Raw genomic sequence first — 23,957 nt, forward strand, 5'->3', positions numbered from 1 at the left:
AGTGCCGACGGAGTGTCACACCCGTCGGGCACGGTGAGACCGACCAGCGACGACGGGAGTCTCCGCATGACCTACGCGATCCGCGCCGAGGGGTTGGTGCGCCGGTTCGGCGACACCACCGCCCTGGCCGGTGTCGACCTGGCGGTCCCCACCGGGACGGTGTTCGGCCTGCTGGGGCCGAACGGCGCCGGCAAGACCACCACCGTACGGGTGCTCGCCACCCTGCTCACCGCCGACGAGGGGCACGCCACCGTCGGCGGGTACGACGTGCACCGCGACCCGCACCGGGTGCGCCAGCTCATCGGCCTGACCGGCCAGTACGCCTCGGTCGACGAAACCCTCACCGGCACGGAGAACCTGCTGCTCATCGGCCGGCTGCTCGGGCTGGGCCGGGCCGAGGCGCGGGCCCGTGCCGCCGAACTGCTCGCCGAGTTCCATCTCGACGACGCGGCCGGCCGGGCGGCCAAGACCTACTCCGGCGGGATGCGCCGCCGCCTCGACCTGGCGGCCAGCCTGGTGGGGCGGCCGCAGGTGCTCTTCCTCGACGAGCCGACCACCGGCCTCGACCCGCGCAGCCGTAACGAGCTGTGGGACATCGTGCGCAACCTGGTCGCCGACGGGGTGACCGTGCTGCTCACCACGCAGTACCTGGAGGAGGCCGACCAGCTGGCCGGCGAGATCGCGGTGGTCGACCACGGCCGGGTGATCGCGCAGGGCACCCCGGAGGAGCTGAAGGCGAAGACCGGCGGGCAGGTGCTCGCCGTCCGGCCGGTCGACCCGGCCGACGTGTCGACCGTGGTGGCCGTGGCCGGCGAGGTCGCCGGCACCGTCCCCGAGGTCGCCCAGAACACGGTCACCGTGCCGGTGAACGATCCGGGCGCGCTGCCCGCCGTGGTCCGCCGTCTCGACGACGCCGGTGTCGCCGTGGCCGAGCTGGCGTTGCGCGGTTCCAGCCTGGACGAGGTCTTCCTCTCCCTCACCGGCCACCGGGCCGAGGACGACGCCGCCACCGACGCTCTCGAGAGGAGCCCGGCATGACCGCCGCCACCGCCACCGCCGCCGCCCCGCTCACCCCGGCCCGTCGTCTCGGCGTCGTCGCCGGCCTGCGGCACACCCTGACCCTGGCCTGGCGCAGCCTGGTGCAGATCAAGCACAACCCGATGGAGCTGCTCGACCTGAGCATCCAGCCGGTGATGTTCGTGCTGCTCTTCACGTACGTCTTCGGCACCGCGATCTCCGGCTCGCCGGGGGAGTACCTCACCTTCGCGCTGCCCGGCATCATCGTGCAGAACGCCTTCTTCGCCACCATGAGCACCGGGTTCGGGCTCAACAACGACCTCACCAAGGGCGTCTTCGACCGGCTGCGGGCCCTGCCGATCGCCCGCTGGGCGCCGTTGGCCGGGCGGATCCTCGCCGACACGGTCAAGCAGGCCTGGTCGGTGTCGCTGCTGGTCTCGGTCGGCGCGATCCTCGGGTTCCGGCTGGGCAACGGGCTGGCGGGGCTGCTCGGCGCGTTCGCGTTGCTGCTGACCTTCTCCCTGGCCGCGGCCTGGATCTCGGTGCTGGTCGGGGTGCTGGTGGACGAGCCGGAGAAGGTGCAGGTCTTCGGCTTCACGGTGATCTTCCCGCTCACCTTCACCAGCAACGTCTTCGTGCCGACCGACCGGATGCCGGGCTGGCTGCAGAACTGGGTGGAGATCAACCCGGTCACCATCCTGGCCGACGCGCTGCGCGGCCTGCTGGTCGGCGGCCCGGTCGCCGGTCCCGCCCTCCAGTCGCTGCTCTGGGCGGCCGGCATCGCCGCGGTGTTCGCGCCGCTGGCGGTGCGGGCGCTGCGGCGTCGGGTGTGAGCCGGACGCCGGCCGGGGCGGCACGACGCGCGCCCCGGCCGGCGCGTCCGGCGTCCTAGGCCTGGGGGCGGTCGTCCTCGCGGGGCGGCTCGTCCTCGCGCCGGCGCAGGTCGTCCTCGCGGCGGCGCAGGTCCTCCTCCCAGCGGCGGAACAGCTCCGCGTCCTCGCGACGGGACTGTTCGGCGATGGACTTGAGGAACTCCGGATCGTCGTCCGGGGCGACGGGACGCGTGACCCGCCCGCTCCCGCCCCGGGTGGCGGGCGGACCGGCGGGCGTCGCGGGCGTCGGGCGACCGGCGAGGAACCAGGCGATCGACCCGATCAGCGGAAAGACCAGGATGATCAGCACCCAGGCGAAGCGGGGCAGCGCCCGGATCCGCTCCTCCTCGGCGGAGAGGCAGCTGATCAGCGCGATGACCGCGAGGACGATCTGGATCAGGAAGAGCAGGACGGACAGCCGGGCCATGCCCCCATGATGGCGCACCCGGCCGCGATCACCACATTCCGCGCAGCACCAACGGCACCGAGAGCAGCGCCAGCCCGGCGGTGGCCAGCGCGACCAGCGGCAGGGAGCGTGGCCCGACCGGGGTCGGCCCGCTGCCGGCGGCCCGGGCCCAGCAGGCGGTGAGCGCCCCCGCCCAGAGCAGCACCACGGCCGCCGCGAGCAACGCGCCGGCGACGTCGCCGGTCAGGGCGAGCCGGATCGCCAGCACGGTCACCACGGTCAGCGCCAGGGCGGTACGCCGCCAGGCCAGCCGGGTGCGCTCGGGTTGCAGTCCGGGGTCCCGGGTCATCGCCCGCCGAACCCCTTCACCAGCACGGCAGCCACCAGCAGCAGCGCCCCGAGCCCCACGAGCAGGGCGAGCACGGCCGGGAACCGGGAGGCGGGCAACTCCTCGCCGAGCCGGATGGCCCGTTCGGTGCGCGCCCAGTGGTCCACCGCCCGGATCGCGACGGTGCCGCCGAGCAGCAGCAACGCCACGGCGATCGCCTCGCGCAGGTGCCGCAGCGGCAGCGGCGGCAGGAACTGGGCGGCGGCCAGCCCGCCGGCGATCAGCGCCAGCCCGGTCCGCAGCCAGGCCAGGAAGGTCCGCTCGTTGGCCAGGGAGAAGCGGTAGTCCGGGGTGGTGCCCACGCTCCTGAGCTCCGACGGGTCGAACCACCGCCTGATCGCCTGCCACACGCCGACGATTATCCGCTTTGTTCCCGGCATAGCCTGGACGGATGACGGATCTTGACGCGCGGACCCTGCGCGACGCGTACGACACCCAGCTCCGTCCGGATATTCCGGACCCGCTGCCCGCCGGGGTGACCGTGGACTCCGACGGCCCGTTGGTGCGGGTCCTCGGCCTCGACCAGCGCGGCTTCCTCACCTACCGGAGCCTGGACGGCCTGGCCGGCGCGGAGTTGGACGCGCTGATCGCCCGGCAGGTCGAGTTCTTCCGTGCGCGCGGCGAGGCGGTGGAGTGGAAGCTCGTCGGCCACGACGAGCCGGCGGACCTGGCCGAGCGGCTGCGCGCCGCCGGGTTCGTGCCGGAGGACCAGGAGACCGTCGTGGTGGGCCCGGTGGCGGCGTTGGCCGGCGCCCTCCCGGTCCTGCCCGACGGGGTGCGCCTGCGCGAGGTCACCTCCCGCGCGGACCTGGAGCGCATCGCCGCCATGGAGGAGCAGGTCTGGGGTTCCGACCGCAGCCACCTGGTCATCGGCCTGGAGAAGGAGATCGCGGCCGACCCCCAGTCGATCGCGGTGGTGGTGGCCGAGGCGGGGGAGACGGTGGTCAGCGCCGGCTGGATCCGCTACCCGGCCGGCACCGGCTTCGGCACCCTGTGGGGCGGCTCGACCCTGCCCGCCTGGCGACGCCGGGGCATCTACCGGGCGTTGGTGGCGTACCGGGCGCGGCTGGCCGAGCAGCGCGGCCGGACGCTGCTGCAGGTGGACTGCTCGCCGGACAGCAGGCCGATCCTGGAACGGCTCGGACTCGTCGCGGTCACCACGACCACGCCCTACGTCTACACTCCGTGATGATGGAGCAGCGATTGACGGACGAGGAGCGGCTGACCCTCAAGACGGGCGCCTTCGGCGCGGTCTTCCTGGTGTCGAACGCCGATCCGGGCATGTTCGCCATGATCCGGGAGAGCATCGCGGCCTCGGGGGCGTTGAACGATGCCCGCGGGCTGGTGAAGGAGGCGCTGACCACCGGTCCGCTGCCCCAGTTGCCGCGTGACTCGGCGTTGGAGGTCGAGGCGGTGGTGCTCCCGGCGCTCGGCCGGGCGGTCGACATCCTGCGGGCGAAGTCGCCGGACGACCTGGCGGTGTACCGACAGGTGGTGCTGGCCGCCGCCGACCGGGTGGCCGAGGCGCACCGGGGGGTCGTGCCGGCCGAGGCGGCCGTGATCGAGCGGATCAGGGGTGCCCTGGCCGAGCCGGCCTGAGGTCGTCGTCGGCGGCGGCCTGAGGCCGTCGTCGGCGGCCGGGTCCGGCGCGCGCCCCGGGTCGCACCCGGGTCTCTCGCCGCCGTGGTCCGTGCCGGGGTGATCGTCGCCACGCCGATCGTCCCGGGTGGCTGCGGGTGGGGTGACGGCCGGCTCGTGACGGCCTCCGGGGCCCGGCGCTGCGGCGGTCAGGCGTCGGCCGGGAGCGGCCCGACCGGTTCGTCGTGCGGCTCCGACCAGACGGCGTGCACGGTGTCGCGGACGCAGCGGTCGCGGAGCCGACCGCAGGCGCAGCGGTGCGAGTCGGCCGCCTCCGAGCGCCCGCAGCGGGCCGGGTCGGTGCCGGGACGGGCGGCCGTCTCGACCGGTGGCGGGTTGCTCTGTCCCGACATGTTCGGACACCTCCCTCATGAGAATTTAACCAGGCGCGCGGTGCTCGGTGAGCTGTGTCACTCTGAGTGCCCGGGGAGCCCAAGCTACTGGCAGGTAACATTGCGCCGTGGGCAACTGCACAGCAGTCCGTTGTTGACCGACCGTTAAGTCACGCGGCAGGCTGCGCCCGAGACCGGGCGAGTGATCGCTACACCAAACAGGAGGGTCGTCGAAACGCGATGAACATCGTCGTACTCGTCAAGCAGGTGCCCGATTCGGGCGCGGACCGCAACCTGCGTAGTGACGACAACACCGTCGACCGCGGTTCGGCGAACAACGTCATCAACGAGATGGACGAGTACGCCATCGAAGAGGCGTTGAAGATCAAGGAGGCGCACGGCGGCGAGGTCACCATCCTGACCATGGGTCCGGACCGGGCGACCGAGTCGATCCGCAAGGCGCTCTCCATGGGCCCGGACAAGGCCGTGCACGTGGTGGACGACGCCCTGCACGGGTCCTGCGCCGTGGCCACCTCGAAGGTGCTCGCCGCCGCCCTGGGGCAGCTCAACGCGGACCTGGTGATCTGCGGCGCGGAGTCGACCGACGGCCGCGTGCAGGTCATGCCGCACATGATCGCCGAGCGGCTGGGCGTGGCGGCGCTGACCGGCGCCCGCAAGCTCACCGTCGACGGCGGCACGCTGACCGTCGAGCGGCAGACCGAGGAGGGCTACGAGGTGGTCACCGCCTCGACCCCGGCCGTGGTCTCCGTCTGGGACACCATCAACGAGCCGCGCTACCCGTCGTTCAAGGGCATCATGGCCGCCAAGAAGAAGCCGGTGCAGACGCTCTCCCTGGCCGACCTCGGCGTCGCCCCGACCGAGGTGGGCTTCGACGGCGCGACCAGCGCCGTGCTGGAGCACACCAAGCGTCCGCCGCGCTCCGGCGGCGCGAAGATCACCGACGAGGGCGAGGGCGGCGTCAAGCTGGTCGAGTTCCTCGCCACCGAGAAGTTCGTGTGAGAGGTCTGGACATGTCTGAGGTTCTCGTCGTCGTCGAAGCCACCCGGGAATTCGGCGTCAAGAAGGTCACCCTGGAGATGCTCACCCTCGCCCGCGAGCTGGGCACCCCGAGCGCGGTGGTGCTCGGTGGCGCCGGCGCGGCCGAGGCGCTGAGCGCCAAGCTGGGCGAGTACGGCGCGCAGAAGATCTACGCCGCCGAGAGCGAGGAGATCGACGGCTACCTGGTGGCCCCGAAGGCCACCGTGCTGGCCGAGCTGGTCAACCGGGTGCAGCCGGCGGCCGTGCTGCTGGCCTCCGCCCAGGAGGGCAAGGAGATCGCCGCCCGCCTCGCCGTCAAGCTGGACAACGGCATCCTGACCGACGTGGTCGGCCTGGACGCCGACGGCACCGCGACCCAGGTCGCCTTCGCCGGGTCCACCATCGTCAAGTCCAAGGTCACCAAGGGCCTGCCGCTGGTCACCCTCCGGCCGAACTCGGTCAACCCGACCCCGGCCCCGGCCACCCCGGCCGTCGAGCAGCTCACCGTGTCGGTCACCGACACCGACAAGCTGGCCAAGGTCGTCGACCGGGTCGCCGAGCAGAAGGGCTCCCGCCCCGAGCTGACCGAGGCCGGCGTGGTCGTCTCCGGCGGTCGCGGTGTCGGCAACGCCGACAACTTCAAGCTGGTCGAGGAGCTGGCCGACCTGCTCGGCGGCGCCGTCGGCGCGTCCCGGGCCGCCGTCGACTCCGGCTTCTACCCGCACCAGTTCCAGGTGGGCCAGACCGGCAAGACCGTCTCCCCGCAGCTCTACGTCGCGCTGGGCATCTCCGGCGCGATCCAGCACCGGGCCGGCATGCAGACCTCGAAGACCATCGTCGCCGTGAACAAGGACGGCGAGGCCCCGATCTTCGAGCTGGCCGACTTCGGCGTGGTGGGCGACCTGTTCAAGGTCGTACCGCAGGCGGCCGAGGAGATCCGCAAGCGCAAGTGAGCTGAGCACCAGCCACGGCGAGGGCCGGGAACCGCCAGTCGGTTCCCGGCCCTCGCCGTGTCCCGACCTCGCGGTCGAGCACGGCCGGAACGGCCACGACAAGCCCCGGGAGCTGCGACGATGACCGGGTCCCCCGTGCACCCGCCCGAGGAGCGACGAGGAGTGCGCCATGCCGGCCAGGACGCCCGGAGGCGGTCACCACGCGTTGGCCGTGCACGAGGTCGTGCTGCTGCTGGAGACCGACACCGACCGAGGGCTGACCGACGACGAGGCCGCCGCGCGCCTGGCCCGGTTCGGCCCGAACGTGCTGCCCGCCGCCGCCCGGGGCGGCACCCTGCGCCGGCTGCTGCGGCAGTTCCAGAACCCGCTGGTGTACGTGCTGCTCGTCGCCGGTGTGGTGACCCTCCTGCTCGCCGAGTACGTCGACTCCGCGGTGATCGTCGGGGTGGTGGTGGTCAACGCTGCCGTCGGCTTCCTCCAGGAGTCGAAGGCCGAGTCGGCGCTGGACGCGCTGCGGGCGATGGTGCGTACCGAGGCGCGGGTGGTACGCGGCGGACGGCACCTGCGGGTCCCCTCCGAGCAGGTCGTCCCCGGCGACCTGGTGCTGGTCGAGGCGGGCGAGAAGGTCCCCGCCGACCTGCGGCTGGCCCGCGCCGACGAGCTGCGCGCCGACGAGTCGGCGCTGACCGGCGAGTCCCTGCCGGTGCGCAAGGACGAGGTGGCCGTGCCCGACGAGACGCCGGTGGCCGACCGCCGCAACGTGCTCTACTCCGGCACCCTGCTCACCGGCGGCTCCGGCGCCGGCATCGTGGTGGCCACCGGGGCGGAGACCGAGCTGGGGCGCATCCACCGCCTGGTCGGTGCCGCGCAGGTCCTCGACACCCCGCTGACGGCGAAACTGGCCCGGTTCAGCCGCGTCCTCACCCTGGCGATCCTGGTGCTCGCGGGGGTCACCTTCGCCGTCGGGCTGGCCCGGGGGGAGGCGGCGGGAGCGACCTTCACCGCGGCGGTGGCGCTGGCGGTGGGGGCCATCCCCGAGGGCCTGCCGGCCGCGGTGACCATCACGCTGGCGATCGGGGTGGCGCGGATGGCCCGTCGCCGGGCGGTGATCCGGCGGCTGCCGGCCGTGGAGACCCTCGGCAGCACGACGGTGATCTGCACCGACAAGACCGGCACCCTCACCGAGAACCAGATGACCGTGCAGGCCCTCTGGACCGTCAGCGGCCGGTACGAGGTCAGCGGCGGCGGTTACACCCCGCTCGGGGAGATCCGTGACCCGGACGGCGGCCCGGCCCCCACCGGCGAGGGAGGTGCGCTGCGCTGGTCGCTGCTGGCCGGCGTCGCCTGCAACGACGCCCGTCTCGACGAGCGCGCGGAAGGGTGGACGGTGCTCGGCGACCCCACCGAGGGGGCGATGCTCGTGGTCGGCGCCAAGGTGGGGCTGCGCGCCGAGGAGGTCGCCGCCGAACTGCCCCGGGTGGCGGCCGTCCCGTTCACCTCCGAGCGGCAGTACATGGCGACCCTGCACGACCAGTCCGACGGCGCGCGGGTGGTTCTGGTCAAGGGCGCGGTGGAGCGGATCGTCGAGTGGTCCACGGCGGCGCTCGACGCCGACGGCGGGACCGTCGCGCTGGACCGTGCCGCCGTGCTGGCCGCCGCCGGGGAGCTGGCCGGCGAGGGTCTGCGGGTGCTCGCCACCGCCCTGCGCCGGGTCGACCGCGGCGACGGGCTGGCGGAGGAGTCGCTGCCCGGCCAGCTGATCTTCACCGGGCTGCACGCGATGCTCGACCCGCCCCGCGAGGCCGCGGCCGCCGCGGTCGCCTCGTGCCGGCGGGCTGGGATCGCGGTGAAGATGATCACCGGCGACCACCGGGTCACCGCGAGCGCCATCGCCGTACGCCTGGGGCTGCTGGCCGGCGAGCCGGGACCGGGCGAGGTGCTCAGCGGGGAGGACCTGGCGGGACTCTCCGACGCCGAGCGTCCGGAGGCGGTGCGCCGGGCGGCGGTGTTCGCCCGGGTGTCCCCGGAGCAGAAGCTGCGGCTGATGGAGGCGTTGCAGGCCGAGGGGCAGGTGGTGGCGATGACCGGCGACGGCGTCAACGACGCCCCCGCGCTGCGCCAGGCCGACATCGGGGTGGCGATGGGGCGCAGCGGCACCGAGGTGGCCAAGGAGGCCGCCGACATCGTGCTCACCGACGACGACTTCGCCACCATCGAGTCGGCCGTGGAGGAGGGCCGGGGCGTCTTCGCCAACCTGACCAAGTTCATCACCTGGACGCTGCCGACGAACACCGGAGAGGGACTGGTCATCCTGGTCGCGATCGTGCTCGGCACGGCGCTGCCGATCCTGCCCAGTCAGATCCTCTGGATCAACATGACCACCGCGGTGGCGCTCGGCCTGACGCTCGCCTTCGAGCCGAAGGAGCCGGGGATCATGGACCGCCCGCCGCGCGATCCCGCGCAGCCGTTGCTCACCGGCGCCCTGGTGGTCCGGATCCTGCTTGTCTCCGCCCTGCTCGTGGCGGGCGCGTGGTGGCTGTTCCAGTGGGAACTGGACAGCGGGGCGGAACTGGCCGAGGCGCGTACGGCGGCGGTGAACCTGTTCGTCACGGTGCAGGCGTTCTACCTGTTCAGCTGCCGCTCGCTGACCCGCTCGCCGTGGCGGCTCGGGCTGTTCGGCAACCGCTGGCTCATCGGCGGCGTGCTGGTCCAGGCCCTCGGTCAGCTGGCGCTGACCTACCTGCCGGTGATGAACACGCTGTTCCGGACGGCCCCCATCGACCTCGGCGCGTGGTGGCGCATCCTCGGCATCGCCGTGCTCGTCTCCGCCGTGGTGGCGCTGGACAAGCGGTTCGGCTGGTTCGGTCGCCGGCTCGGGTGACGAGCCGGCGACCGCCGGTGCGAAGGGAGCTGATCGGCGGGCCGGGGAGCTGAGCCGGCCCGCCGATCAGCCCGTCAGGGTGCCCCTCAGCAGGCTGTCGCCGGAGTGGGCGGGCTTGTTGTCGTACTGCTCGGCGGAGACGTCGACAACCGAGTATGCCTCAAGGTCGACGTTGGGTGGCAACGGGAGCAGCGCATCTCCCGACCCGTCGCGCAGCACACCGACCGAGAACATCTCCATGTTCTTCGGGTTGATCAGCCATACCTCGTAATACCCCGGAACGTCCGGGAGATTCGCCACGTGCAGGTGCAGTCGGCCGTCGACGAACACCCGCGCGTCGCCGTTGGCGTCCTTCGGTGTCTGCCCGTACGCGGTCAGCGGCGCGCTGGCCAGCACGACCTGCCGTGGCGCCGGGTCCGGCTCCCGCCGGTCCGGATCGAGCACGGCGAGCGTGCCGACCACGCCGAGCACGGCGGCGGCCGTGGCGGTCACCACGGTGATGGCCCAGCGGGGCCAGCGCCGACGGCGGCGGGACGCGCCGGCCGGCGACGCGGTGGCCGGGGCGTCCGCCACCGGCTCGGCGGTCGTGGACTGCTGGCGGCGGGCCCCGGTCAGCGAGGGCAGCTCCTCGGCGGCGCTGATCTCCGCGACGATGCCCTGCCAGATGTGCTCCGGCGGATCGGGCAGGTCGCGCAGGGTCTGCGTCGCCGCGCCGAGGCCGGCGACGTGCTGGAGGTTCTCCATCTCGCCCCGGCAGGTGGCGCAGGCGTCGAGGTGGTCGGTCTCGCCGTGGTCCGCCTCGCTCTCACCGAGCGCCAGAAAGACCAGCCGGTCGTGGTCCAGGTGCTGCACCGTCCACCTCCCATCTGCGTTTCAAGCTCGCCATGCCCCGTCGGATGTGACTCTTGACGGTGCCCAGGGGCACTCCGGTCATCGTCGAGATCTGCTGGTGTGTCAGGTCGTCGTAGAAGGCCAGCTCCAGCATCCGGCGTTGGTCGTCCGGGAGGCGGGCCAGCTCGTCGGCGACCACCAGCCGGTCGACCACGGTGTCCGGGTCCGGACCGGTGGCGACCGGCTCGGGCAGTTGCCGGACCGTCTCCACCACCCGGGTCTCCCGGGCCGAGGCGCGCAGCCGGTCGATCACCTTGCGCCGCCCGATGCCGAGCAGCCAGCCGATCAAGGAGCCCTTGGTCGGGTCGAAGGTCTCCCGCCCCAGCCAGGCCGCCACGAAGGTGGCCTGGGTGACGTCCTCCGCGTCGCTGCGGTTGGCCAGCGTGCTGGTGGCCAGGTGCAGGACGGCCCGGCCGTACCGGTCGTACGCCTCCCGCAGGGCGGTCTCGTCGCCCGTGCGGAACCGTTGCGCCAGATCGTCCTGCGGTGGGGGATCCGGCTCCTGTCGCACCGCCGTCACCGGGCGGCTCGCCTTCCGTGGAGCATGCCCGACTGTAGCTCCCACAGCCCCCGCCCCACTTTCCCGGTCCGTGTGTCCCTGTGCTCCTGTCACCTGCTCTTCGTCGCCGGGGGCGGTTCCGGATGCGATCCGGGTGAAGAAAAAGAATTCCGTCCGGCTGCATCCGGCCGTTCGGAAGCCGGCGTATCCCGTTCTGCAAGCCAGGCCTGACGAATCAGCACCAATCACCAGGAGGCAGTCATGCAGCTCTCGAACTTCCGTCGGGTCGCCGCGGGTGGCGCGGTCGCCGCCCTGACCTTCGCCGGCGTCGGGGCCCTCACCGCGACGCCCGCCTTCGCCGCCTCGTCGAAGGTCTCCGTCGTGCACGGCATCCCGGACACCCCGGTCGACGTGTACGTCAACGGCAAGAAGACGCTGGACAACTTCAAGCCCGGCGACGTGGCCGGCCCGCTGACGCTGGAGGAGGGCGCGTACGACATCGCCCTGACCAAGCCGGGCGAGGCGCTCGACAAGGCGATCCTCTCGGTCGACGACGCCGCCGTGCCGGGCGGGGCCAACATCAGCATCGCGGCCCACCTCGACGCCTCCGGCCAGCCGAAGATCACCCCGTTCGCCAACGACGTCGCCAAGGTCGGCGCCGGCAAGGCCCGGCTGATCGTCCGGCACACCGCGGCGGCCCCGGCCGTGGACGTGCGGGCCGGCGGCAGCCCGGTCTTCGAGGACCTGACCAACCCGAACGAGGCGAAGGCCGACGTCGACGCCGGCACCGTCAAGGCCGACGTGGTGCTGGCCGGCACCGAGACCGTGGCCATCGGCCCGGCGGACCTCACCCTCAAGGAGGGCACCGCGACGATCGTGTACGCGATCGGCTCCGCCGAGGGCAAGACCCTCGACCTGGTCGCCCAGACCGTGACCGGGCTGCACTCGGCGCCGGGCGGCGTGCCCAGCGGCAGCGGTGGCCAGGCCGGCACCGGCGTGGACACCTGGTGGTACGTGCTGGCCGGCGCCGGCGCGCTGCTCCTGGTCGGCGGCGGGACGCGGGTGGCGACCGCCCGGGCCGGTCGCCGGTGACGGTGCGACACCGCGGGGCGCTGGCGGCGGTGGCCGCCGGCGTCGCCGCGCTCACCGTCGCCGGGGTGGTGGCCTGCGGTTCGCAGCCGGCCGAGGACGTCGGCGCCGAGGAGGCCGCCGCGCTGGCCGGGTCCGCCACCCCGACCCCGGCGGGCACCTCGTCGTCGGTGCCGGTCACCGCCGGTGAGCTGCCGACGGGTGAGCAGAGCGTGCCTCCGGTGCGGCTCGTCATCCCGTCGATCGACGTCACCGCCACCGTCGACCCGGTCGGGGTCAACCCGCGCACCGACGAGTTCGAGGTCCCGCCGAGCGTCGACCGGATCGGCTGGTACCGGTACGGCCCCGGGCTGGAGGCGACGGCCGGGTCGGTGGTGATCGCCGGCCACGTGGACAGCGCCGACCAGGGCAAGGGGGCCTTCTTCCGGCTGCGCGAGCTGGGCCGCGACGACACCGTCACCGTCACCGGCACGGACGGCCGGCAGCGGGCGTACCGGGTGGTGGCCCGCCAGGAGTACGACAAGTCGAAGATCCCGCTGGAGCGGTACTTCGCGCGCGACGGCAAGCTCCGGTTGACCCTGATCACCTGCGGTGGGCCGTTCGACGCGAAGACCCGCTCGTACCGGGACAACATCGTCGTCACGGCGGTGCCCGCCTGAGCCGGCGTCACCCGGGCGGGCCCGGGTGGCCGGGCCGTTCCGTCGTACCCCGGGACGGGCGGTCCGGGGGCCCGCCGTCCGGTCCGACCCTCGGACCGGACCGGCCGGGGTGGGGAGGGCGCCCTCCCCACCCCGGCGCCGGAGCCGGCGGTGGTCCGGCGTCCGGGCGGCGGCCTGCCGGTCGTTACGCTGAACGGTGATGGCATACCTGGATCACGCGGCGACGACCCCGATGCTCGACGAGGCGTTGGAGGCGTACGTCGCCACCGCTCGCGAGGTCGGCAACGCGTCGTCGCTGCACGCCGCCGGCCGGCGTGCCCGACGGCGGGTCGAGGAGTCGCGTGAGCGGGTCGCCGCCGCGCTCGGCGCCCGACCGTCCGAGGTCGTCTTCACCGGCGGCGGCACGGAGAGCGACAACCTCGCGGTCAAGGGCATCTTCTGGGCCCGGCGCGGGGCCGCGCCGGCGCGGGCGCGGGTGGTGTCCAGCGCCGTCGAGCACCACGCCGTGCTGGACGCCGTGGACTGGCTCGCTGCCCACGAGGGCGCCGAGGTGGGCTGGCTGCCGGTCGACGCGGCCGGCCGGCTGGACCCGGAACGGCTGCGCGCGGAACTGGCCGGGCACGCCGACCGGGTCGCCCTGGTGACCGCAATGTGGGCCAACAACGAGGTGGGCACCGTCCAGCCGGTGGCTGCGCTGGCCGCGGTGGCCGCCGAGCACGGGGTGCCGTTCCACACCGACGCGATCCAGGCGGTCGGCCAGGTGCCGGTCGACTTCGCCGCCAGCGGCGTCTCCGCGCTCACCGTCACCGGGCACAAGCTGGGCGGCCCGGCCGGGGTCGGCGCGCTGTTGCTGGCCCGCGACGTCGCGGCCACCCCGCTGCTGCACGGCGGCGGCCAGGAGCGCGACGTGCGCTCCGGGACCCTGGACACCGCCGGCGTCGTCGCCTTCGCGGTCGCCGTCGAGGCCGCGGTCAAGGGCCAGCAGGAGTACGCCGCGCGGGTGGCCGCGCTCCGCGACGACCTGGTCCGGCGGGTCCGCGAGGCGGTGCCCGAGGTGGTCTACAACGGCGACCCGACCGACCGGCTGCCGGGCAACGCGCACTTCTCCTTTCCCGGCTGCGAGGGAGACGCGCTGCTGCTCCTGCTCGACGCCCAGGGCATCGCCTGCTCCACCGGTTCGGCCTGCTCGGCCGGGGTGGCGCAGCCCTCGCACGTGCTCATCGCGATGGGCGCCGACCACGACCGGGCCCGCTCGTCGCTGCGCTTCACCCTCGGGCACACCAGCACTCCGGCCGAGGTCGACGCCCTCATCGCGGCGCTGCCGGCGGCCGTCGAACGCGCCCGCCGCGCCGCCGCGCTGCGCAGCCCGCGCTGACCCGTCCCACCGGTGCCGGCTGCCGGTCCCGGACGCGCGCGGGCGTGGGGGTGGTCGCAGTCGCGCGGTGGGGGAGCGGACGGCGGGGCGCGGGCGGATAGGCTCGGTGGGGTGAAGGGGGTACGGCGGTGAGGGTTCTGGCGGCCATGTCGGGCGGGGTGGACTCCGCTGTCGCGGCGGCGCGCGCGGTGGCGGCCGGGCACGACGTGACCGGGGTGCACCTGGCGCTGGCCCGCAACCCGCAGACCTACCGCACCGGGGCGCGCGGCTGCTGCACCCTGGAGGACTCCCGGGACGCCCGCCGCGCCGCCGACGTGATCGGCATCCCGTTCTACGTCTGGGACATGGCCGAGCGGTTCCACGCCGACGTGGTGGACGACTTCGTCGCCGAGTACGCGGCCGGCCGTACCCCGAATCCCTGCCTCCGCTGCAACGAGAAGATCAAGTTCGCGGCGGTGCTGGACCGGGCGGTGGCCCTGGGCTTCGACGCCGTGGTCACCGGCCACCACGCCCGGCTCGGCCCCGACGGCCTGCTGCGCCGCAGCGTCGACCAGGCCAAGGACCAGTCGTACGTGCTGGCGGTGCTGACCCGCGCGCAGCTCGACCGGTCGATCTTCCCGCTCGGCGACGCCACCAAGGCCGAGGTCCGCGACGAGGCGGCCCGGCGTGGGCTGGCCGTGGCGGACAAGCCCGACTCGCACGACATCTGCTTCATCGCCGACGGCGACACCCGCGGCTTCCTCGCCGGGCGGCTGGGTGAGGCCCCCGGCGACGTGGTCGACGCGTCGACCGGCGCGGTCGTCGGCAGCCACACCGGCGCCTACCAGTACACCGTGGGGCAGCGGCGCGGCCTGCGCCTGGACCGGCCCGCCCCGGACGGCCGCCCCCGCTACGTGCTCTCCATCACCCCGAAGACCAACACGGTGACCGTCGGCCCCGCCGAGGCGCTGGAGGTCTCGCAGGTACGGGCCACCCGCCCGGTCTGGACCGGCGGCGAGCGGCCCACCGCCCCGATCGAGTGCGAGGTGCAGTTGCGCGCGCACGGCGACGTGGTCCCGGCCATCGTGACGCTGGACGGCGACACCCTCCACGCCGAGCTGCGTCGACCGGTGCGCGGGGTCGCCGCCGGACAGGCGATCGTGGCGTACCGGCCGGATCCGGCGGGCGACGTGGTGCTCGGGTCCGCCACCATCACCGGCTGACCCCGGGGGCCGCCCGACCCGTGTCCGTACCCTCCCGGGGCGAGCCGCAGCGCGGCACCAGGGTCCGGCGCCGCTCCTGTCCGACGACGCGTGGCTGACCGCCCGGCCCTCGGCGACGGATCCGACGACCCGTGTCGCTCCGGCGGCCTGTCCGGTGGCGTCGGGTGTGGGCCGCTCGCGCCGCCCGGTCCGGGGCAGCGGATACCCTTCGGCCGTGACTGAACAGTCCTGGCCATGGCCCCCGGGGGCCGCCACCGGCATCGGCTCGCTGCCCGGCACCGACGTCGCCGAGGCGCAGCGGATCGTCCTCGGCGAGCTGCCCGCCCTTCCCCACCTGCCGGAACTACCGGCGCGCGGTCCCGGCGCCGACCTGATCGGGCGGACCGGTGGGCTGCTGGTCGAGCTGCCGGTCGAGCTTTACGCGGCCCGCTGGCGGATCGCGCCCCGCCCCGGGCGGGACCTGCGCCGGGCACGCGACCTGATGGAACGCGACCTGGACCAGCTCGCCGAGCAGGCCGAGACGTACGCCGGGCCGGTGAAGATCCAGGCCGGCGGGCCGTTCACCCTGGCCGCGGCGCTGGAGCTGCCGATCGGCGGCCGGATGCTGCGCGACCCGGGCGCGGTGCGGGACCTGGCCGGTTCGCTGGCCGAGGGACTGCGGGCGCACGTCGCGGCGGTGAGCCGTCGGCTGCCCCGCGCCTCGGTGCTGCTCCAACTGGACGAGCCCTCCCTGCCGGCGGTGCTCGCCGGCCGGGTGCCCACCGAGAGCGGCTTCGGCACCCACCGGGCGGTGCAGCCCGAGGTCGCCCGGAGCCTGCTGCGCCAGGTGATCGACGCGGCCGGGGCGCCGACCGTGGTGCACTGCTGCGCCCCGGAGGTGCCGCTGGAGCTGATCCGCTCGGCCGGAGCGGTCGGGGTGGCGCTGGACCTCGCCCTGGTCAAGGAACTGGACCCGCTCGGCGAGGCGATCGACGCCGGGCTCGGGCTGCTGGCCGGGGCCGCGCCCACGCCGGCCCCGCCGGCCGGCCGCGCGCCGACCTCGGCCGAGGTCGCCGACCGGGTACGCACCCTCTGGGACCGCCTCGGGTTCCCCCGCCGCCGGCTCGCCGAGCAGGTGGTGGTCACCCCGGCCTGCGGGCTCGCCGGAGCCACCCCGGCGTACGCGCGAGCGGTCCTCGCCGCCTGCCGGGACGCCGGCCGGCGGTTGGCGGAGGACTGAGGTTTTCCGTCGTACCGGCGGGGCAGGATGACCGGCATGATTGGACAGTTGCGTTCGACGGTGATCGACTGCCCGGATCCGCGCGCCCTGGCCGCCTTCTACGCCGAGCTGCTCGGGCTGCCGCTGGTCGAGGAGCAGTCCGACGGCGACGGGTGGGTGGTGCTCGGCGGTCCGCCCGGCCACCAGCCGCGGCTCGCCTTCCAGAAGGCCCCCGACCTGCGACCGCCGGCCTGGCCGGATCCGGACCGGCCGCAGCAGTTCCACCTCGACGTCACCGTCGACGACGTCGAGGCCGCGGAACGGGCGGTGCTCGCCCTGGGCGCGCGCCGGCTGCCCGGCGAGGGCAAGGGCTTCCGGGTGTACGCCGACCCGGCCGGCCACCCGTTCTGCCTCTGCTGGGACTGACCCGCCGGCCCGGTGCCACCGGCTCCGGCGGGCTTCCTCGGTCGGGCCCGGCGGGTGCGGCCGGTGCGCCGGTCACGAGGTTGCCGGTCGGGTGCGGCGGTCACCGGGTTGCGGGCGGCCGGCATGATCACGGGCGTGATCGACTCCTCGCTCCGCCGTGCCTCCGGCTCGCTCTTCGGCCTCGCCTACGGTGACGCCCTCGGCAAGCCGACCGAGTTCCTGACCGTCGCCGAGATCCACCGCCGGTACGGCCCGACCGGCCCGCGTGAGCTGGCGGGCGACCCGGCGCTGGTCACCGACGACACGCAGATGGCCCTGGCGGTGGCGTGGGCGCTGCACGACGCGGACGCCCACACGCCGGAGGCGGTCGAGTCGCTGCTGCGGCAGCGCTTCCTCGACTGGGCGGTCAGCCCGGACAACAACCGCGCCCCGGGCACGACCTGCCTGCGCGCCTGCGCCGAGCTGAGCCGAGGGCTGCCCTGGCAGCAGGCCACCGTGGCCGGCTCGAAGGGCTGCGGCGCGAACATGCGGGTCACTCCGGTCGGGCTGCTCGACGTCGACCTGGACACCCTGGCCGGGCTGGCGCAGCTCCAGGCCGGCCTGACCCACGGCCACCCGACCGGGCTGGCGGCCAGCGAGCTGACCGCGTACGCGGTGCGGCTGCTGTGCGACGGGGCGGGCCTGGCGGAGCTGCCCGCGCTGCTCACCGCGCGGGCCCGGGAGCAGCGCCGGGTCTACCGGGGCGACTGGCTCGGTGACCTGTGGCAGCGCCCCGGGATCGACTCCCCGGCGGAGTTCATCGCCCGGGGCTGGGACGAGTGCCTGCACGCGCTGCGCCGGCTCGACCTCGCGCTCGGCCGCCCCGACGACGGCGACGACCCCTGCCGGCACACCGGTGAGGGCTGGATCGCCGAGGAGGCGCTGGCCACGGCGCTGCTCTGCGCCCTCTGGCATCCGGACGACCCGGTCACCGCGATCGCCCGGGGCGCCACCACCGCCGGCGACTCCGACTCGATCGCCGCCCTGGCCGGCGCCTTCGTCGGGGCCGCCCACGGCACGGCGGCCTGGCCGACCGACTGGCCCACCCGCATCGAGTACGCCGACCAGCTCACCGCCCTCGGCGCGGCCTGGGACTGAGCCCGGGCGGGACCGTGCGGGCGCCGGCCGGTCGGCGCAGCGGGTCTGCGGCAGGCGGCGCGCCGAAGGCCCGCACGGTCAGGCCGGGCTGCGCCGGCCGTGCAGTCGCCGTACCTGCCGCCACAGCTCCGGGTCGCAGGAGCCGGCGCGGCGGGAGAAGTCGTCGAGCGGCACGGACAGGGGCTCGGCGAGGTCGAGCCAGCTGTCGTGGTCGGCGTCCGGGTCCCAGTCGCCGGTGGGGATGCGGACGTGGTCGTCCCGGCCGCTCTTGTCCTGACTGGTGATCTTGAGCACCTCGGCGCTCCGGTCGTCGGCCCGCAGCACCAGGCAGGGGCGCACCTTCGAGCCGCTGCCGTCGGCGTACGGGACGTCGGCCCACCAGATCTCGCCCGGCCTGGGCGTACCGGTGGGGGTGCGCGGTCGGGGCGGCGCGGTCGGGCGGGCCCGGTCCCGCGGCGGGGTGCCCCGCTGCGGCCTGGCCCGGTCGCCGCCGCCGTCGGACGGGCGACCGCCCCGGCGTCGCCATTCGTTCCAGGCCCACCCGGCGACCACGGCCAGGACGACCAGCAGCGCCCACCACACCCACTCCGGCATCCGTACCCCTGCCTCTCCCCGGGCGGCGCACCGGGCCGCCGACGTGCGGCGATCGTCGCACGGACGGCGGGCGCCCGCCCGTCGGGCGCGGCGGGGGAGGCACGGGATTGTCCGACCGGCCCGTTACCGTGCTCCGGTAGCGTGATCACGGGGAGGTTCCAGGGTGTCCGGAGGCGGCGAAGTGTCGGAAGAAGAGATCTCCCCGCAGGTCAGCGCCGCGCAGGAGGCGGCGGCCGGCGGCGAACCCACCCCCGAGGTGCGGGAGCGGCACGCCACGCTGAGCCAGGAGCTCACCGAACACCAGTACCGCTACTACGTCCTCGACGCGCCGACCGTCTCCGACGCCGAGTTCGACCGGCAGCTGCGCGAGCTGGAGGCGTTGGAGGCGGAGTACCCGGCGCTGCGCACGCCCGACTCGCCGACCCAGCGCGTCGGCGGCACCTTCTCCACCGACTTCACCCCGGTGGACCACGCCGAGCGGATGCTCTCGCTGGACAACGCCTTCGCCGACGAGGAGCTGGCGGCCTGGGCCGAGCGGGTCGAGCGGGACGCCGGCGGCCCGGTGCCCTACCTCTGCGAACTCAAGGTCGACGGGCTCGCCATCAACCTCACCTACGAGAAGGGGCGGCTGGTCCGAGCGGCCACCCGGGGCGACGGGCGCACCGGCGAGGACGTCACCGCCAACGTGCGCGCCATCCGGGACGTGCCCGCCCGGCTGACCCCGTCGGCCGAGTTCGGCGCGCTGCCCGAGCTGCTGGAGGTGCGGGGCGAGATCTACTTCCCGGTGGCCGGCTTCGCCGACCTCAACGCCGGCCTGGTCGAGCAGGGCAAGGCGCCGTTCGCCAACCCGCGCAACGCCGCCGCCGGCAGCCTGCGCCAGAAGGACCCGCGGATCACCGCGTCCCGGCCGCTGCGCCTGGTGGTGCACGGCATCGGCGCCCGCCGGGGCTTCCAGCCGACCGCGCAGTCCGAGTCGTACGCGGCGCTCAAGGCGTGGGGGCTGCCCACCAGCGACCGCTGGCGGGTGGTGCCCGACCTGGCCGGCGTCGCCGAGTACATCGCCCACTACGCGACCCACCGGCACGACGTCGAGCACGAGATCGACGGGGTGGTGGTCAAGGTCGACCCGGTCTCCATCCAGGGCCGGCTCGGCTCCACCAGCCGGGCGCCCCGCTGGGCGATCGCCTTCAAGTACCCGCCGGAGGAGGTCAACACCACCCTGCTCGACATCGAGGTGGAGGTGGGGCGGACCGGCCGGGTCACGCCGCGCGCCGTGCTCCAGCCGGTGAAGGTGGCCGGCTCCACCGTCGCGTACGCCACCCTGCACAACGCCCGCGAGGTGGAGCGCAAGGGGGTGCTGATCGGCGACACGGTGGTGCTGCGCAAGGCCGGCGACGTGATCCCCGAGGTGCTCGGCCCGGTGGTCGAGCTGCGGCCCGCCGACGCCCGCCCGTTCGTCATGCCGACGACCTGCCCGTCCTGCGGCACGCCGCTCGCCCCGGCCAAGGAGAGCGACGTCGACATCCGCTGCCCCAACACCCGCAGCTGCCCGGCGCAGCTGCGCGAGCGGGTCTTCCACCTGGCCGGCCGGGGCGCCTTCGACATCGAGGTGCTCGGCTACAAGGGCGCGGCGGCGCTGCTCGACGCGCAGATCATCACCGACGAGGGCGACCTGTTCTCCCTCGACGCCGAGCAGCTCGCCCGCTCGCCGTTCTTCGTCAACAAGGACGGCACGCTCGGCAGCAACGCCACCAAGCTGCTGGACAACCTCGCCGTCGCCAAGGAACGCGACCTGTGGCGGGTGCTGGTCGCGCTCTCCATCCGGCACGTCGGCCCGACCGCCGCCCAGGCGCTGGCCCGGCACTTCCGCTCGGTCGAGGCGATCGAGGCGGCCTCCGAGGAGGAACTGTCCTCGGTGGACGGGGTCGGCCCGACCATCGCCGCGAGCATCAAGGAGTGGTTCGCCGTCGACTGGCACCGCGAGCTGGTCCGCAAGTGGGCCGAGGCGGGCGTACGGATGGCGGAGGAGGCGGTCGACGAGGGGCCGCGCCCGCTGGAGGGGGTGACGGTGGTGGTCACCGGCACCCTGGCCGGGTTCAGCCGGGACCAGGCCGCCGAGGCGATCCAGAGCCGGGGCGGCAAGGTCAGCGGCTCGGTCTCCAAGAAGACCGGCTTCGTGGTGGTCGGCGACAACCCCGGCTCGAAGGCCGACAAGGCCGCCTCGCTCAAGGTGCCGGTCCTCGACGAGGACGGCTTCCGGGTGCTGCTGGACCAGGGTCCCGACGCGGCCCGCGAGGTGGCCCGGGTCGAGGAGTGACCGTCCCGGACAGAATCGGATCTTGCGGTCGTATACCAACTTAATTACGACTACGACCGATTCGTGACTGTCGCCTGGGGGATCACGTCGCTCAGGGCGTTTCATGGGTGCACGGTGTGCGACCGACGCACACCTCGGCCGGACGCCCGGGAGGTGCGATGGAGACCGCCGACCCCCGCAACTCCGTCCCGCCCGGGCACCAGGCGTTCGGCGGGTTCGTCGTCGCGGTGACCGTGGTGGCGGCGCTGATCGCCGTCCCGGCACTGGTGGGCCTGCCGGACCGGCTGCCCGCCCTGCCGGCCGCGTTCTGGACGATGGCGGCGTTCGCGGTGGCCTGCGACGCGCGCCCGTTCGTCCCACCCGGCCGCCGGCAGACCTCGGCGGTCTTCCCGTCCACCTGCTTCACCTTCGCCATCCTGCTCGGCTGGGGGCTCGGCCCGGCGCTGGTGGTGCAGGCCGTCGCGGTCGCCGTCTCCGGCTGGCGGATGCGGCACGCGCTCTGGCGGACCGCCTTCAACACCGCCCAGTACGCCTGCGCCCTCGGCGCCGCGTACCTGGTGCTCCGGCTCGGGCCGGGCGGCCTGGCCGCTGGCGGGCGGCTGCGCTGGACCGACGTCGTCGTCGTCGGCGCGGCCGTGGTGACCTGGTTCGCGGTCAACCACGGCATGGTCAGCACCGCGCTGCGACTGCGCTTCGGCGGCCGGTGGTGGCCGAGCGTCCGGCAGGCGCTTCCCTTCGAACTGCTCTCCACCGGGTCGCTGCTGCTGCTCGCCCCCGTGCTGGTCGCCGCCGCGCGGGCCAGCGCCGCGCTGATCCCGCTGGTGCTGGTGCCGCTCTTCGCCGTCTACCGGATGTCCCGGCTCTCCGCCGAGCAGGAACAGCTCGCCGCCCTCGACCCGCTCACCGGCCTGCCCAACCGCAAGGCGCTGTTGGCCGAGGTGGCCGAGCAGGTGCACCTGCACGCCGAGCGGGTGGCCCGGGGCGCCCCGGACGCCCACCTCGCCCTGCTCCTGATCGACCTGGACCGGTTCAAGAACGTCAACGACGCGCTCGGGCACGCGGTCGGCGACCGCCTGCTGGTGGAGGTCAGCGCCCGGCTGGCCGACGTCGTCGGCGGGCGGGACATGCTGGCCCGCCTCGGCGGGGACGAGTTCGCCATCGTCGCCACCGGGCTGGCCGGCGTCGACGAGGCCCGCGAGCTGGCCGACCGGGTGGTCGCGGCGCTCGCCGAGCCGGTGCCGCTGGACGGGCTGCCGCTGGACGTGGGCGCCTCCATCGGCGTCGCGCTCTTCCCCGAGCACGGTGAGGACTACGCCACCCTGATGCGCCACGCCGACGTGGCGATGTACGACGCGAAGCACCGCAACGACACCGTCGCCGTGTACGCCGCCGAGTCCGACCACAACTCCGCCGAGCGGTTGGGCCTGCTGGCCGACCTGCGCCGGGTCCTGGAGGCGGGGCCGCACCCGGCGCGGACGGTGCGCGGCGGCGACGGGGCCACGCTGCCGTCCCGGCTGACCGACGACCCGGGCCCCCGGTCGGGGCAGAGCCGCTGGTGGCCGCGCCGCCGCCGCCCGCGCACCGGCCCCGAGCACCCGGACGAGCTGCTCAACCGGATCCTGACCGGGGCGGACCCGACCCGCCCGCGGGTCACCCGCCGGGAGCCCGAGGCGCCCCTGCCGGGCGACGCGCCGGTCGCCCCCGCCCCGGCCCGCGACGACGCGGTGGCCGACGTCGGCGCGATCACCATGTACTACCAACCGCAGATCGCCATCGCCACCGGCGAGGTGGTCGGCGTGGAGGCGCTGCTGCGGTGGCGGCACCCGCGCCGGGGCATGGTCGACCCGGGGGAGCTGATCCGCCTCGCCGAGCAGAGCGCGGTGATGCGGCTGCTCACCCGGCGGGTGGTCGACGACGTGATCGAGCAGCTGGCGAAGTGGTCGGCGGCCGGGATCACCCTGCGGGCCTCGCTCAACGTCAGCGTCCGGGACCTGCACACCGGTGAGATCGCCGACCGGATCGCCGAGCAGCTCACCCGCTTCGGGGTACGCCCGGAACGGCTGCAACTGGAGATCACCGAGGGCGCGTTGATGGCCGACCCCCGGCGGGTGCTCGCCACCATCACCCGGCTGCACCGGCTCGGGGTGGCGATCTCGCTGGACGACTTCGGCACCGGCTACTCGTCCCTGCAGCACCTGCGACGGTTGCCGCTGGCCGAGGTGAAGGTGGACCGGTCGTTCGTGCTGGGGATGGCCGACGACGCCGACGACGCGGCGGTGGTCCGGTCGATGATCGAGCTGGCGGGCGCGCTCGGGCTGCGGGTGGTCGCCGAGGGCGTGGAGGACGAGCGCACCTGGCGGCTGCTGCACACGGCCGGTTGCGACGTGGCCCAGGGCTGGTTCCACGCCCGGCCGATGCCCGCCGAGGATCTGGCCACCTGGCTGTCCCGGTACCGGCCGGTGCACCCGACGGTGGCCGCCGAGACGGACGGGCCGCGCCGCGCCGGCCGGTGACGCGGCCGACAGGCGGACGGCGGGGGGAGTCGGAGGCGTCGCCGCGTCCGCAGGACAATAGACTCGCTCCGGTCACCGCGCGTCATCTGCACCGCGACCGCGCGGCCGGCACACCGCAGACGCAGTCAGGACAGCCACGAAGGGGGCACTGATGGCCGCCATCTCCCGCGAGGAGGTCGCGCACCTCGCGCGACTGTCGCGGCTCGCCGTCACCGAGGAGGAGCTGGACACCTTCGCCGGCCAGCTCGACGTCATCCTCCAGTCGGTCGCCCAGGTCGGCGAGGTCGCCGCGGCGGACATCCCGCCGACCTCGCACTCGGTGCCGCTGACCAACGTCCTGCGCGAGGACGTGGTGGTGCCGGGGCTGACCCCGCAGGAGGCGCTGTCGGGGGCGCCCGACGCCGACCAGCAGCGGTTCCGCGTCCCGCGGATCCTGGACGAGGATGTGGCGTCATGAGCGAGCGCAGCGGGCGAATCATCAGACTCAGTGCGCTGGTGCCTCATGGCGGCGCGGAGCGAAGCGGAGTGCCGG

24 protein-coding genes are annotated in these 23,957 nt (G+C 74.5%); 17 read left to right on the forward strand and 7 right to left on the reverse strand.

The window, feature by feature from the left end:
- The first annotated feature begins 66 nt into the window (after window positions 1-66).
- Both GA0070614_RS22200 and GA0070614_RS22205 read left to right on the forward strand, forming a co-directional pair.
- Window positions 67-1,038 carry an ATP-binding cassette domain-containing protein gene (locus tag GA0070614_RS22200; RefSeq protein WP_088977773.1) on the forward strand — a complete coding sequence of 324 codons (972 nt, stop codon included), beginning with the start codon at window positions 67-69 and terminating at the stop codon, window positions 1,036-1,038.
- Window positions 1,035-1,850 carry an ABC transporter permease gene (locus GA0070614_RS22205; RefSeq protein WP_088977774.1) on the forward strand — a complete coding sequence of 272 codons (816 nt, stop codon included), beginning with the start codon at window positions 1,035-1,037 and terminating at the stop codon, window positions 1,848-1,850. Before GA0070614_RS22200 ends, GA0070614_RS22205 begins: the two co-directional genes overlap by 4 nt.
- A 55-nt stretch (window positions 1,851-1,905) precedes the next feature.
- On the opposite strand, the gene GA0070614_RS22210 is transcribed toward GA0070614_RS22205, so the two are convergent.
- From GA0070614_RS22210 to GA0070614_RS22220, 3 genes are read right to left on the reverse strand one after another with little or no spacing between them, the layout of a single operon-like run.
- The gene (locus GA0070614_RS22210) at window positions 1,906-2,316 is read right to left on the reverse strand and encodes a PLD nuclease N-terminal domain-containing protein (protein ID WP_088977775.1); all 411 of its coding nucleotides are present in this window, start codon (window positions 2,314-2,316) and stop codon (window positions 1,906-1,908) included.
- Between the two features lie 28 nt (window positions 2,317-2,344).
- Window positions 2,345-2,644, reverse strand: a complete 300-nt coding sequence (locus tag GA0070614_RS22215; RefSeq protein WP_088977776.1) for a DUF202 domain-containing protein — start codon at window positions 2,642-2,644, stop codon at window positions 2,345-2,347.
- Window positions 2,641-3,063, reverse strand: a complete 423-nt coding sequence (locus tag GA0070614_RS22220; protein ID WP_408630702.1) for a YidH family protein — start codon at window positions 3,061-3,063, stop codon at window positions 2,641-2,643. The genes GA0070614_RS22215 and GA0070614_RS22220 overlap by 4 nt, the downstream gene beginning before the upstream one ends.
- An 11-nt stretch (window positions 3,064-3,074) precedes the next feature.
- Here GA0070614_RS22220 and GA0070614_RS22225 point away from each other — a divergent pair, with 11 nt between their 5' ends.
- Window positions 3,075-3,872: a GNAT family N-acetyltransferase gene (locus GA0070614_RS22225; RefSeq protein WP_088977778.1), complete on the forward strand. Its 798-nt coding sequence runs from the start codon at window positions 3,075-3,077 to the stop codon at window positions 3,870-3,872.
- 2 nt (window positions 3,873-3,874) lie between these two features.
- The gene (locus GA0070614_RS22230; RefSeq protein WP_088977779.1) at window positions 3,875-4,282 is read left to right on the forward strand and encodes a hypothetical protein; all 408 of its coding nucleotides are present in this window, start codon (window positions 3,875-3,877) and stop codon (window positions 4,280-4,282) included.
- A gap of 188 nt (window positions 4,283-4,470) precedes the next feature.
- On the opposite strand, the gene GA0070614_RS22235 is transcribed toward GA0070614_RS22230, so the two are convergent.
- Window positions 4,471-4,674, reverse strand: coding sequence for a hypothetical protein (locus tag GA0070614_RS22235; protein ID WP_088977780.1), 204 nt, complete (start codon window positions 4,672-4,674; stop codon window positions 4,471-4,473).
- A 219-nt stretch (window positions 4,675-4,893) separates the two neighbouring features.
- On the opposite strand from GA0070614_RS22235, the gene GA0070614_RS22240 reads away from it, so the two are divergent.
- The 3 genes from GA0070614_RS22240 to GA0070614_RS22250 all read left to right on the forward strand — a co-directional run bounded on the left by GA0070614_RS22240 (window position 4,894) and on the right by GA0070614_RS22250 (window position 9,525).
- Window positions 4,894-5,673, forward strand: a complete 780-nt coding sequence (locus tag GA0070614_RS22240) for an electron transfer flavoprotein subunit beta/FixA family protein (protein ID WP_088977781.1) — start codon at window positions 4,894-4,896, stop codon at window positions 5,671-5,673.
- 11 nt (window positions 5,674-5,684) lie between these two features.
- Window positions 5,685-6,644 carry an electron transfer flavoprotein subunit alpha/FixB family protein gene (locus tag GA0070614_RS22245; protein ID WP_088977782.1) on the forward strand — a complete coding sequence of 320 codons (960 nt, stop codon included), beginning with the start codon at window positions 5,685-5,687 and terminating at the stop codon, window positions 6,642-6,644.
- 169 nt (window positions 6,645-6,813) lie between these two features.
- A complete protein-coding gene (locus GA0070614_RS22250) occupies window positions 6,814-9,525 on the forward strand; it encodes an HAD-IC family P-type ATPase (protein ID WP_088977783.1) in 2,712 nt (903 codons plus the stop codon).
- A gap of 66 nt (window positions 9,526-9,591) precedes the next feature.
- Here the strand turns inward: GA0070614_RS22250 and GA0070614_RS22255 are convergent, their stop codons facing one another.
- Window positions 9,592-10,377 carry an anti-sigma factor gene (locus GA0070614_RS22255; RefSeq protein WP_088977784.1) on the reverse strand — a complete coding sequence of 262 codons (786 nt, stop codon included), beginning with the start codon at window positions 10,375-10,377 and terminating at the stop codon, window positions 9,592-9,594.
- Window positions 10,331-10,936: an RNA polymerase sigma factor gene (locus tag GA0070614_RS22260; RefSeq protein WP_088977785.1), complete on the reverse strand. Its 606-nt coding sequence runs from the start codon at window positions 10,934-10,936 to the stop codon at window positions 10,331-10,333. Before GA0070614_RS22260 ends, GA0070614_RS22255 begins: the two co-directional genes overlap by 47 nt.
- A gap of 240 nt (window positions 10,937-11,176) precedes the next feature.
- On the opposite strand from GA0070614_RS22260, the gene GA0070614_RS22265 reads away from it, so the two are divergent.
- The 7 genes from GA0070614_RS22265 (at window position 11,177) to GA0070614_RS22295 (ending at window position 18,001) form a co-directional block, all read left to right on the forward strand.
- Window positions 11,177-12,007 carry a DUF4397 domain-containing protein gene (locus GA0070614_RS22265; RefSeq protein WP_088977786.1) on the forward strand — a complete coding sequence of 277 codons (831 nt, stop codon included), beginning with the start codon at window positions 11,177-11,179 and terminating at the stop codon, window positions 12,005-12,007.
- Window positions 12,004-12,663 (forward strand): class F sortase, encoded by a 660-nt coding sequence (locus GA0070614_RS22270; protein WP_088977787.1) that lies wholly within the window; start codon window positions 12,004-12,006, stop codon window positions 12,661-12,663. The genes GA0070614_RS22265 and GA0070614_RS22270 overlap by 4 nt, the downstream gene beginning before the upstream one ends.
- A 199-nt stretch (window positions 12,664-12,862) precedes the next feature.
- On the forward strand, window positions 12,863-14,038 hold the full coding sequence (locus tag GA0070614_RS22275; RefSeq protein ID WP_088977788.1) for a cysteine desulfurase family protein: 1,176 nt from the start codon (window positions 12,863-12,865) through the stop codon (window positions 14,036-14,038).
- A 128-nt stretch (window positions 14,039-14,166) separates the two neighbouring features.
- Window positions 14,167-15,240 carry a tRNA 2-thiouridine(34) synthase MnmA gene (gene mnmA, locus GA0070614_RS22280; RefSeq protein ID WP_197701348.1) on the forward strand — a complete coding sequence of 358 codons (1,074 nt, stop codon included), beginning with the start codon at window positions 14,167-14,169 and terminating at the stop codon, window positions 15,238-15,240.
- A gap of 214 nt (window positions 15,241-15,454) precedes the next feature.
- Entirely contained in the window at window positions 15,455-16,459 is a 1,005-nt protein-coding gene (locus GA0070614_RS22285; protein WP_088977790.1) for a uroporphyrinogen decarboxylase/cobalamine-independent methonine synthase family protein, read from the forward strand.
- 36 nt (window positions 16,460-16,495) lie between these two features.
- On the forward strand, window positions 16,496-16,864 hold the full coding sequence (locus GA0070614_RS22290; protein WP_172892481.1) for a VOC family protein: 369 nt from the start codon (window positions 16,496-16,498) through the stop codon (window positions 16,862-16,864).
- Window positions 16,865-16,987: 123 nt separating this feature from the next.
- The gene (locus GA0070614_RS22295; protein ID WP_088979589.1) at window positions 16,988-18,001 is read left to right on the forward strand and encodes an ADP-ribosylglycohydrolase family protein; all 1,014 of its coding nucleotides are present in this window, start codon (window positions 16,988-16,990) and stop codon (window positions 17,999-18,001) included.
- Window positions 18,002-18,079: 78 nt separating this feature from the next.
- On the opposite strand, the gene GA0070614_RS22300 is transcribed toward GA0070614_RS22295, so the two are convergent.
- Complete coding sequence (locus GA0070614_RS22300; protein WP_088977792.1) at window positions 18,080-18,595, reverse strand: type II toxin-antitoxin system PemK/MazF family toxin; 516 nt, start codon at window positions 18,593-18,595, stop codon at window positions 18,080-18,082.
- A gap of 181 nt (window positions 18,596-18,776) precedes the next feature.
- Here GA0070614_RS22300 and ligA point away from each other — a divergent pair, with 181 nt between their 5' ends.
- From ligA to gatC, 3 genes are all read left to right on the forward strand, one after another.
- On the forward strand, window positions 18,777-20,912 hold the full coding sequence (gene ligA, locus GA0070614_RS22305) for an NAD-dependent DNA ligase LigA (protein ID WP_088977793.1): 2,136 nt from the start codon (window positions 18,777-18,779) through the stop codon (window positions 20,910-20,912).
- Window positions 20,913-21,070: 158 nt separating this feature from the next.
- Entirely contained in the window at window positions 21,071-23,425 is a 2,355-nt protein-coding gene (locus GA0070614_RS22310; RefSeq protein WP_088977794.1) for a putative bifunctional diguanylate cyclase/phosphodiesterase, read from the forward strand.
- Window positions 23,426-23,576: 151 nt separating this feature from the next.
- Window positions 23,577-23,882, forward strand: a complete 306-nt coding sequence (gene gatC / locus GA0070614_RS22315) for an Asp-tRNA(Asn)/Glu-tRNA(Gln) amidotransferase subunit GatC (RefSeq protein ID WP_088977795.1) — start codon at window positions 23,577-23,579, stop codon at window positions 23,880-23,882.
- The last annotated feature ends 75 nt before the right edge of the window (window positions 23,883-23,957 follow it).

The sequence above is a fragment of the Micromonospora coxensis genome (assembly GCF_900090295.1).
GTDB lineage: Bacteria > Actinomycetota > Actinomycetes > Mycobacteriales > Micromonosporaceae > Micromonospora > Micromonospora coxensis.